Origin of the sequence: Streptomyces sp. A0958, assembly GCF_004795035.1 — a bacterium.
Lineage (GTDB): Bacteria > Actinomycetota > Actinomycetes > Streptomycetales > Streptomycetaceae > Streptomyces.
The window spans coordinates 1-954 of sequence record NZ_SSBK01000107.1 but is presented as its reverse complement, the minus strand read 5'-3'; the positions used below and the strand labels follow the sequence as shown (position 1 = coordinate 954).

Annotated in this window: 1 protein-coding gene; it reads right to left on the bottom strand. The window is 67.5% G+C overall.

Annotation, left to right across the window (positions count from 1 at the left end; translation table 11 throughout):
* Nucleotides 1-954, bottom strand: a 954-nt coding sequence (locus E6P78_RS32540; RefSeq protein ID WP_168712769.1) for an AMP-binding protein, incomplete at both ends; no start/stop codon positions are given.

Below are 954 nucleotides of genomic sequence, written 5' to 3'. Positions count from 1 at the left end.
GGGGACGAGGTGTTCGGGCAGCTGGGCGGCGAGGTGGCGGCGGACGTCCTCCATGGCCACGGCACTGCTGACGACGTAGGCGGAGAGTTGGTCGTGGTGGGTGGTGACGGTGGCCTGGGTGATGTGGGGGTGGGTGAGGAGGGCTGCCTCTACCTCGGCGGGCTCGATGCGGAAGCCCCGGATCTTGAGTTGGTTGTCGGCGCGGCCGTCGTAGTGGAGGTGGCCGTGGTGGTCGAAGTGGGCGAGGTCGCCGGTGTGGTAGAGGCGGGTGCCGGGGGGTCCGTAGGGGTTGGGGATGAAGGTGGTGGCGGTGAGGTCGGGGCGGTTGAGGTAGCCGTGGGCGAGTCCGTGGCCGGTGAGGTAGAGGTGGCCGGTGGTGCCGGGTGGGGTGGGTTGGAGGGTGGTGTCGAGGATGTAGGCGGCTTTGTTGGTGAGGGTGGTGCCGATGGGGATGGTGGTGTGGGGTTGGGTGGCGGGGGTGATGGTGTGGGTGGTGGTGAAGCCCATGGATTCGGCGGGGCCGTAGCCGTTGATGACGGTGGTGTGGGGTGAGGTCTGGTGGAGTTGGTGGATGTGGGTGGGGGAGGCGGCTTCGCCGCCGGTGTAGGCGGTGGTGACGGTGGTGAAGGCGTCGGGGTGTTCGTCGGTGAGGTAGTTGAAGAGGCTTGCTGAGAGTTGGAGCATGGTGACGCCGTGCCGTTGGGCGAGTTCGGTGATGAGTGCGGGTTCGGGTTTCTGTCCGGGCTGGAGGACGGTGGTGGCGCCGTGGAGGAGGGCGCCCCAGAATTCGAGGCTGAAGGCGTCCCAGGAGACGGGTGAGCACTGGAGGAAGACTTCGCCGGGACCGAAGTGTCCGTAGTTCTGTGCGGTGACGGTGGATACGAGGTTGCGGTGCGAGGACAGGATGCCCTTGGGCCGCCCGGTGGACCCCGAGGTGAACATCACGCACGCCAC